Annotated in this window: 8 protein-coding genes; 2 read left to right on the top strand and 6 right to left on the bottom strand. The window is 70.4% G+C overall.

Annotated elements, in window-relative coordinates; genetic code table 11:
• Nucleotides 1–501, bottom strand: a 501-nt coding sequence (locus ACTHNQ_RS16950) for an SDR family NAD(P)-dependent oxidoreductase (RefSeq protein ID WP_440335127.1), incomplete at its 3' end; no start/stop codon positions are given.
• The gene (locus ACTHNQ_RS16945) at nt 488–1,921 is read right to left on the bottom strand and encodes a DUF6421 family protein (protein ID WP_440335126.1); all 1,434 of its coding nucleotides are present in this window, start codon (nt 1,919–1,921) and stop codon (nt 488–490) included. The genes ACTHNQ_RS16950 and ACTHNQ_RS16945, both read right to left, overlap by 14 nt.
• A gap of 71 nt (nt 1,922–1,992) precedes the next feature.
• Here ACTHNQ_RS16945 and ACTHNQ_RS16940 point away from each other — a divergent pair, with 71 nt between their 5' ends.
• On the top strand, nt 1,993–2,439 hold the full coding sequence (locus ACTHNQ_RS16940; RefSeq protein WP_018171387.1) for an Lrp/AsnC family transcriptional regulator: 447 nt from the start codon (nt 1,993–1,995) through the stop codon (nt 2,437–2,439).
• Between the two features lie 85 nt (nt 2,440–2,524).
• Nucleotides 2,525–3,487 (top strand): diacylglycerol/lipid kinase family protein, encoded by a 963-nt coding sequence (locus ACTHNQ_RS16935; RefSeq protein ID WP_440335125.1) that lies wholly within the window; start codon nt 2,525–2,527, stop codon nt 3,485–3,487.
• 25 nt (nt 3,488–3,512) lie between these two features.
• Here ACTHNQ_RS16935 and ACTHNQ_RS16930 read toward each other — a convergent pair whose 3' ends face one another.
• The 4 genes from ACTHNQ_RS16930 to ACTHNQ_RS16915 all read right to left on the bottom strand — a co-directional run bounded on the left by ACTHNQ_RS16930 (nt 3,513) and on the right by ACTHNQ_RS16915 (nt 8,564).
• Nucleotides 3,513–5,030 carry a CoA-acylating methylmalonate-semialdehyde dehydrogenase gene (locus ACTHNQ_RS16930; RefSeq protein WP_440335124.1) on the bottom strand — a complete coding sequence of 506 codons (1,518 nt, stop codon included), beginning with the start codon at nt 5,028–5,030 and terminating at the stop codon, nt 3,513–3,515.
• Nucleotides 5,031–5,092: 62 nt separating this feature from the next.
• The gene (locus ACTHNQ_RS16925; protein WP_440335123.1) at nt 5,093–6,409 is read right to left on the bottom strand and encodes an aspartate aminotransferase family protein; all 1,317 of its coding nucleotides are present in this window, start codon (nt 6,407–6,409) and stop codon (nt 5,093–5,095) included.
• 75 nt (nt 6,410–6,484) lie between these two features.
• Nucleotides 6,485–7,675, bottom strand: coding sequence for an ABC transporter substrate-binding protein (locus ACTHNQ_RS16920; RefSeq protein WP_440335122.1), 1,191 nt, complete (start codon nt 7,673–7,675; stop codon nt 6,485–6,487).
• A 52-nt stretch (nt 7,676–7,727) separates the two neighbouring features.
• A complete protein-coding gene (locus tag ACTHNQ_RS16915) occupies nt 7,728–8,564 on the bottom strand; it encodes an ABC transporter permease (RefSeq protein WP_440335121.1) in 837 nt (278 codons plus the stop codon).
• Nucleotides 8,565–8,658: the final 94 nt, after the last annotated feature.

Below are 8,658 nucleotides of genomic sequence, written 5' to 3'. Positions count from 1 at the left end.
TCCGGCATCCCGGGCGTCCTTGGCGAAGCCCTGCGCGACCGCGCGCGTCCAGGCCTCGGTCGCGGCCTTGACGGCGGCGTAGTTGGCGCCGCCGGCGAGCGGGCGGGCGACGGCGGTCGATGAGACGACGGCCAGGCGGGCCGCTTCGGCGGCCCGCAGATCGGCGTCGAAGGCGCGGCTCACGTGCCGCAGCGCGGTGAACGACGACTCCAGGAAGCGGTAGTCGGCGTCGGTCTGACCGGCGAGGCCCCCGCCGCCGCGCCAGCCGCCGACGAGGTGCAGCACGCCGTCCACGGGACCCTCGGAGGCATGCACGCGCTCCGCGAGCGCGACGACTGCGCCCTCGTCGGTCAGGTCGCACACCTCGGTGTGCAGATCGGGCACCGCGACGACACGCGCGCCCGCCCCACGCAGGCTGCGCGCCGCCGCCAGGCCGCTCGCACTCGTCGCCCCCGCGACGAGCACGAGCCGACCGGCTACCGCGGGATCAGGAGTCGGCACCCGTGATCCCGGCGGTGGACTCGATGACGGGCTTCATCTTCTTGTCGAGGGCCTCGAAGAACATCGACAGCGGGAACTCGTCGTCCAGGACGGCATCCGTGTACCCCTTGGGGGCGCCCGCGAGGATCTCGTCGGGCAGACCGCGCGCCCACGCCGACGCCGGGTGGGGTGTCAGCGTGCCGCGCACGAGGTCGTACGCCGCGAGCCAGTGCGCCGTCTTGGGGCGGTCGATCGAGCGCCAGTAGAGCTCGTCGATCGCGTCACCCAGGGCGACGACCGCCGCGGGAACGTCGTCCCAGTCGAAGGCGAGGGCGGTGTCGGTCCAGTGCAGCACGTCGCGCTGGTGCAGCCACGCGAACAGCAGCTGCCCGCCGAGCCCGTCGTAGTTGCGCACGCGGGTGCCCGTGATCGAGAACCGGAAGATGCGGTCGAAGATGACGGCGTACTGCACGAGCTTGGCGTGCTCGAGCATCTCGGCCTCGGCGGCATCCAGCTGCTCTCCCGCTTCGACGCGCGCCGTGAGGCGCTTCTCGATCGCCACGCACTCGCGGAACGCGGTGAGGTCGCAGCGCAGCTCTTCGAGCGAGTACAGGAAGTACGGCATCCGCTGCTTGATCATGAACGGGTCGAACGGCAGGTCGCCGCGCATGTGGGTGCGGTCGTGGATGATGTCCCACATCACGAACGTCTTCTCGGTGAGCTGCTGGTCGTCGAGCATGCGCGCGGCGTCCTCGGGCAGGTCGAGCTTGGTGATCTCGGCGGCGGCGCGCACGACGCGGCGGTAGCGGGCCGCCTCCCGGTCCTGGAAGATCGCGCCCCACGTGAACGTCGGGATCTCGCGCATCGCGACGGTCTCAGGGAAGAGCACGGCCGAGTTGGTGTCGTAGCCCGGCGTGAAGTCCACGAAGCGCAGCGACACGAACAGCTTGTTGCCGTAGTCGCCTGCCTCGAGCTGGGCGATGAACTCCGGCCAGATGACCTCGACGAGCACGGCCTCGACGTGACGATCGCTCGACCCGTTCTGCGTGTACATCGGGAACACGACGAGGTGACGGATGCCGTCGACCCGGTGCTGCTGCGGCTGGAAGGCGCCCAGCGAGTCCAGGAAGTCCGGGATGCCGAAGCCTTCGGCCGCCCAGCGCTCGAAGTCGCGCGCCGAGGCGGCGAGGTACTCGGCGTCGTGTGGGAACGCGGGAGCCAGGGCGCGGATGCCGGCCACGATCTCGGCGACGTGGGCCTGCGCGTCGGCGTGGGCGGCAGCATCCGGGATCGAGCCGTCCTTGATCTGGAGGCCCTGGATCGCGCCGGCGGCGGCCTTGAGACGCAGCCAGGCGTCGCTCGTCTCGGCGCGCGCAGCATCCTCGACGACCTCGGGTTCGCCGACGATCGCCTTCGCGGTGTGAAGGGCGGTGCTGGACATGTGAACCTCCGATCCGTCGATGACAGGAAATATTCCGGTGAGATCCGGCTGTGATTGATATTCTTCCACGTGTGGAAGACGCTGTCGACTTGAGGATCATCGAAGAGGTCTCGCGCGACGGCCGCGCGACGCTCGCGCAGCTGTCCGAGAAGGCGGGACTCTCGGTCTCGGCCGTCCAGGCTCGCCTGAAGCGCCTGGAGAGCAGCGGCGTCATCGCCGGATACCGCGCCGTCGTCGACGCCGAGGCCGTCGGCAAGCCGCTGGCCGCGTTCGTCGAGATCACGCCGCTCGACCCCGCCCAGCCCGACAACGCGCCCGAGCTGCTGGAGCACCTGACCGAGATCGAGGCGTGCCACTCCATCGCCGGCGATGCGAGCTACATGCTGTTCGTCCGGGTCGCCACGCCTCGGCACCTCGAGAGCCTGATCCGCGACATCCGGGCGGCCGCATCGGTCAACACGCGGACCACCGTGGTGCTGCAGACCTTCTACGAGAACCGGCCGCTGCTGCCGGCGTGACCCTGTCCCGTCCGACCCGGTTGCAGGCGGCGGGGCGCGACGCAAGACCCCGTCCCGCGCGCTCGTTGTCGCTAGCGTCGGGCGCATGGACCCCGAGACCACGCCGCACGCGTCCGGCAGCGGACTGTTCCTCGTGCGCAACAGCCGGTCGGGCACCGCGGTGATCCGCTCCGACCCCGCGCCGACCTTCGCCGAGCGCCTGCCCGAGGCCGTCGTGCACGAACTCGCGGAGGACGAGGACCTCGACGAGGCGGTCGCCGCCGCGATGCAGGGGGATCCCGCACCGCAGGTGCTGGGGATCTACGGCGGCGACGGCTCGGTGTCGCGCATGGCCCACCTCGCCCGCCGCAACGACCGCCCGATGCTGGCGCTGCCGGGCGGCACGTTCAACCACTTCGTGCGCGCCCTGGGCCTCGACAGCATCGAGACGGCGATCGACGCGTACGACGCGGGATCGACCGTCGAGGTCGGGGTCGCCGAGGCGGCGGCGGACGACGACGCGCCGATCACCGTCCTGAACGTGGTGTCGGTGGGCGCCTACCCCGAGCTCATCGAGGAGCGCGAGCGGCGCACGAGCCTCGGCAAGTGGATCGGCGGCGTCGTGGCGACCGCGGGTGCGCTGCGTCGCGCCGAACCGCTGACGATCGTCCGCGCGGGGCGTCGGGCGCGCGTGTGGTCGGTCTTCGTGAGCGTCGGCCGCAACGACCCCGAACGCGTCGCCACCATGCAGCGTCAGGAGGCCGAGGCCGGCGTGCTCGACATCCGCATCCACCACGCCCGCGGTTCGAAGGTGCGCGCGCTCGCCTCGTTGGCGTTCGGCGAGCGGAGCGCCGCCGTCCTGCGCGCGCTGCGGCTGTACCCGCGCGACGAGGACGTCGAGCGCCTCGTGCTGCGCGAGTTCGAGATCACGGTGAGGCCCGAGCCGGGGCATCCGTCCGTGTTCGTCCACGACGGCGAGCTCGAGGAGCGCGACCCGGGCGGGTTCCGGCTGCGCTGCGTCGCCCGGCCCCACGCTCTCACCGTCTTCGCACCCCCGGCCGCCGACTGACGCCGACGTCCGGGGACCACGCGGCTCAGTCGTGCTGGGGGAAGCCGAGGTTGATGCCGCCGTGCGACGGGTCGAGCCAGCGCGAGGTCACGGCCTTCTCAGCCGTGAAGAAGTCGAACCCGTGCGGGCCGTACGCCTTGGCGTCGCCGAAGAGGGATGCCTTCCAGCCGCCGAACGAGTGATACGCCACGGGCACCGGGATCGGCACGTTGATGCCGATCATGCCGACCGTCGCCTCCCGCTGGAAGCGCCGGGCGGCGCCGCCGTCGTTGGTGAAGATCGCGGTGCCGTTGCCGTAGCGGCTGGCGTTGATGATCCCGAGGCCCTCTTCGTACCCCGACACGCGCACGACCGACAGCACCGGGCCGAAGATCTCGTCGCCGTACACCGAGGAGGACGTCGGAACGTTGTCGATGAGGGTGGGTCCGAGCCAGAAGCCGTTGGCGTCGCCGTCGACCTCGATGCCCCGGCCGTCGACCACGACCGCCGCGCCGTCGGTCGACGCGACGTCGATGTACGAGGCGACCTTGTCGCGGTGCTGGCCGGTGATGAGCGGGCCCATGTCGGTGCCGCGCCGGCCGTCGCCGACCTTCAGCCCGCCCATGCGCTCGGCGACCTTGGCGACGAACGCGTCGGCGACCGAGTCCACCGCGAGCACGACCGAGATCGCCATGCAGCGCTCGCCGGCCGATCCGAATCCCGCGTTCACGGCCGCGTCCGCGGCGAGGTCGAGGTCGGCGTCCGGCAGCACGAGCATGTGGTTCTTCGCACCGCCGAGCGCCTGCACCCGCTTGCCCGCGCTCGTCGCCTTCTCGTACACGTACTTCGCGATCGGGGTCGATCCGACGAACGAGATGGCCCGCACGTCGGGGTGGTCCAGGAGCGCATCGACCGCCTCTTTGTCGCCGTGCACGACGTTGAAGACGCCGTCGGGCAGCCCCGCCTCGGTGAGGAGCCCCGCGAGCCAGTTCGCCGCGGTGGGGTCCTTCTCGGACGGCTTCAGCACGACCGCGTTGCCGGCGGCGAGGGCGATGGAGAAGAACCACAGCGGAACCATCGCCGGGAAGTTGAACGGGCTGATGATGCCGACGACGCCGAGCGGCTGGCGCAGCGTGTAGACGTCGATGCCGGTCGAGACGTTCTCGGAGTACGCGCCCTTGGTGAGGTGCCCGACACCGCACGCGAACTCGACGACCTCCATCCCGCGGGCGATCTCGCCGCGGGCGTCCGAGAGCACCTTGCCGTGCTCGGAGGTGAGGATCTCGGCCAGCTCCTCCTTGCGCTCGTTGAGCAGCTCACGGAACGCGAACAGCACCGCCTGGCGCTTGGCGATCGAGGCGTCGCGCCACTGCTCCCACGCGGCGGAGGCCGCCCCGACGACCGCGTCGACGTCGTCGCGGGAGGCGAAGCGCACGTGCTTCTGCACCGTTCCCAGCGCGGGGTCGTACACGTCGCCGGAGCGATCGGATGCCCCTGCCCACGGCGCGCCGTTCACCCAGTGGTCCAGCACCGCGGTGTCGGTGCGCGAAATCGTGTCAGTCATCGTGTTCCTCCTTTGGAACCGCCCTCGTGAGGCGGGATGCACGCGTCAGCACTTCGACGGGCTCAGTGACCGTCGCCTTCGACGCTCGTCAAGGCTTCATCGTAGATCGCCATCGCCTGCTCCACCTCCGCGTCGGTGACGACGCAGGGCGGGACGACGTGGATGCGGTTGTCGGCCGTGAACGGCAGCAGGCCCCGCGTGACGAGCTCCTTCTTCAGCCGGCCGATCACGTCGGCGCCGACCGGCTCGCGCGTCTTGCGGTCGGCGACGAGTTCGAGCGCCCAGAAGACCCCCTCGCCCCGCACCTCGCCGATGAGGGGGTGGTTCTCTGCGAGCGCCCGCAGACCGGGGCCGATGGCATCCGCTCCGACACGCCGGGCGTTCTCGACGATGCCCTCGTTCTGCATCGCGTCGAGAGCGGCGACGATGGATGCCGCAGCCAGCGGATGACCGGAGTACGTGAGCCCGCCCGGGAACACGCGGTCGTCGAAGGTGGCCGCGATCGGCGCCGAGATGATCACACCGCCGACGGGCACGTACCCGGAGTTCACGCCCTTCGCGAACGTGATGAGGTCGGGCACCACGTCGTGCCCGTCGAACGCGAACCAGCGCCCGGTGCGGCCGAAGCCCGCCATCACCTCGTCGAGGATCAGCAGGAGGCCGTACTTGTCGGCGAGGGCTCGCACGCCGGCGAGGTACCCGGGCGGCGGGATCAGGATGCCGGCGGTGCCCGGGATCGACTCCAGCAGCAGCGCCGCGATCGTCGACGGCCCCTCGGACTGGATGACGCGCTCGAGGTGGTGCAGGGCGCGGGCGCACTCCTCTTCGGGCGTCGTCGCCCAGAACTCGGTGCGGTACAGGTACGGGCCGAAGAAGTGGACGTGCCCACGCGCGTACTGGTTCGGCATCCGCCGCCAGTCGCCGGTGGCTACGATGGCCGCCCCGGTGTTGCCGTGGTAGGAGCGGTACGTCGACAGGATCGTGTCGCGGCCGGTGTGCAGCCTCGCCATCCGGATCGCGTTCTCGATCGCGTCGGCGCCGCCGTTGGTGAAGAAGACCTTCGTGAAGCCGTCCGGCGCGTGCGACAGGATCCGCGCGGCGGCCTGGCCGCGGGTGAGGTTCGCGGTCGCGGGTCCGATGGTCGCGAGCTCGGCCGCCTGCGCGCGGATCGCCTCGACGACGGCGGGATGCTGGTGCCCGATGTTGACGTTGACGAGCTGGCTGGAGAAGTCGAGCATGCGCTGGCCGGCGTGGTCCCACACCACGGTGCCCGCTCCGCCGGCGATGACAGGCAGGTCCAGTCCTGCCTGTGCCGACCAGGAGTGGAACACGTGCTCGCGATCGAGCTGCTTCGCGAGGGCGTCGAGGTCTTCTGTCATGTCGCAACGTTCCCTGTTCTGCGCCGTCGGGTCAAGGGTGCTCCGCCCCGGAAGAGGACGGAGCACCCGCGACTCCTACTGGCCGCCCTCCGTCAGGACGACGTCGATCGGCGTGTACTCGCCGCTGACCTCGACCCCTTCGTCCTTGAGCTCGTCGAGCGCCTTCTGGATGTACTCGTTCGAGTACGCGCTGTCGGCTGGCTCGGTGGTGATGAGCTCGAGGTCGTCCTGGTTCTTGGCCGACAGGGCGCCCTTGACGGTCTTGTCCCATGCGGCCTTGTCGACGAGGCCGAAGTCGGCGCCGGTCCAGATGAGCTTGTTGACCTCGTTCATCATCCACTGCTGGTGCACCGGGCCGACCGGGAAGGCGGCTTCGGCGGTCGAGGCGATGTCGTAGACGATCGACGCCGACTCCTCGGCGTTGTCGCGCGCGTAGACCCAGCCCTTCGTGATCGCCTTGAGGAACCGGACGGCCGCGTCGGCGTACGCCGGGTCGTCCTTCAGGCGCTGCGTGTCGGCCCACACCGCGTCCTGCAGCATGGCGCCCTCGGTGTCTTCGTACGAGACGACGTCGAAGTCCTCCGGCTGGTAGAGCTGACCGGTGTCGGGGTTCTTCACCTCGAGGATCTGCGCCCACTCGTTGTACGTCATGGCCTGGGCGGCATCGACGTCGTGGTCGAGCAGGGCGTTCATCGAGAAGTCCTGCGTCGTGATCGAGACCGTCGTGGAGTCGAGCTTCTCCGCCGCCATCGCGGCGAAGATCTCCCACTCGTTGCCGAAGCCCCACGAGCCGATGCGCTTGCCCTCGAAGTCGGCGACCGACGTGATGCCGTCACCCTTCCACGACACCTGCAGCGTGCCCGACTTCTGGAACACCTGCGCGATGTCGGTCAGCTCGACGCCGGTCGCCTCGAGCGTCCCCAGCACTTTGGGCACCCAGGCGATCGCGAAGTCGACGTCGCCGTCGACGAGGGCGTCCTGCGGCACGATGTCGCCGCCCGAGGGGATGATCTCGACGTCGTCGAAGCCCTCCTCTTTGAAGAAGCCCTTCTCCTGCGCGACGTAATATCCGGCGAACTGGGCCTGCGGCAGCCACTGGAGCTGCAGCTTGATCGAGGTGAGGGGCTCGAAGTCGTCGCCGCCCCCGGTGCTGGAGGTGTCGGGCGATCCGGCACAAGCGGCGAGGGCGAGGGCCGCGACGGTGAAGACGGATGCCGCCGCCAGACCTCGACGAAGGCCCGGGCGGAGCGGATGCTGCTGTGTCATTGCGTTCCTTTCGTTGGTGCTGCTTCTCGGGTGCGAGCCTGATGAGAGCGGGTCAGCCCTGCGATCGTCGGGTGGCCAGGCGCTCCAGCAGCGAGGTCACGAGGTAGAACACCAGGCCGATGACGATGCCGCCGAGCACGTAGGCCCACGCGAGCGCCGCCCGGCCGGACTTGGCGTACGTGGCGATCGCGGTGCCGATGCCGTCGGCCGGACCGCCGAAGTACTCGGCGACGAGCGCCGCGATGACGGCCAGCGAACTCGCGATGCGCAGGCCCGTCAGCAGATAGGGGAGCGCCGTCGGCAGCGTCAGGAAACGGAAGGTCTGCCACCCCGAGGCAGCCGACGCACGCAGCAGGTCGCGGTGGACCGGCCGCGTCTGACGCAGGCCGCGCAGCACGTTCACGAAGACCGGGATGAACGCCGCGATGGTCGCCACCGCCTGCCGCCCGAACTGGCTCGACGCGCCGAACATCGTGTTGAGGATCGGCGTGATCGCGACGATCGGGATGACGGCGAGGGCGGCGACCAGCGGGGCGAGCATGCCGTCGATCGGCCGCACGGCGGCCGCGAGTCCGGCGAACAGCATGGCCAGGAGCGAGCCGACCACGAGGCCGATGAGGGCGTTGGTGGCCGTGATCGCCATGTCCTGCGCGATGATCGGCCAGCGTCTGACGAACTCCTCGAGGATCGCGAACGGGCTCGGCAGCATGCGCGGCGCGGTGCCCAGCACATCGACCCAGAACCACCACAGGACGACGATGATGGCGCCGACGACGACCGGCGCGACCCACCGCAGCCACCCGGGCAGGCGGCGCTCGCCGAGAGCGGCCGCACCACGGTCAGCGGACCGGCCCGGGCCCGGGAGCGTTGCGGTCGCGCTGTCGGTCATGACTCGCTCGCCCTCGTGACCGGAGCACCGTGCAGGGCCTCGCGCACGGCGGTGACGCGGTCGAAGAACTCGGGGGACTCGCGCAGCGCCTCGG

Origin of the sequence: Microbacterium sp. (genome assembly GCF_051953575.1) — a bacterium.
Taxonomy (GTDB): Bacteria; Actinomycetota; Actinomycetes; order Actinomycetales; family Microbacteriaceae; genus Microbacterium.
This window is presented reverse-complemented; position numbering and strand designations above follow the sequence as displayed.

Coding starts and splice junctions, on each gene's coding strand:
- ACTHNQ_RS16945 (WP_440335126.1), bottom strand. CDS start 1,921: ATGTCCAGCACCGCCCTTCACACCGCGAAGGCGATCGTCGGCGAACCC.
- ACTHNQ_RS16935 (WP_440335125.1), top strand. CDS start 2,525: ATGGACCCCGAGACCACGCCGCACGCGTCCGGCAGCGGACTGTTCCTC.
- ACTHNQ_RS16930 (WP_440335124.1), bottom strand. CDS start 5,030: ATGACTGACACGATTTCGCGCACCGACACCGCGGTGCTGGACCACTGG.
- ACTHNQ_RS16925 (WP_440335123.1), bottom strand. CDS start 6,409: ATGACAGAAGACCTCGACGCCCTCGCGAAGCAGCTCGATCGCGAGCAC.
- ACTHNQ_RS16920 (WP_440335122.1), bottom strand. CDS start 7,675: ATGACACAGCAGCATCCGCTCCGCCCGGGCCTTCGTCGAGGTCTGGCG.
- ACTHNQ_RS16915 (WP_440335121.1), bottom strand. CDS start 8,564: ATGACCGACAGCGCGACCGCAACGCTCCCGGGCCCGGGCCGGTCCGCT.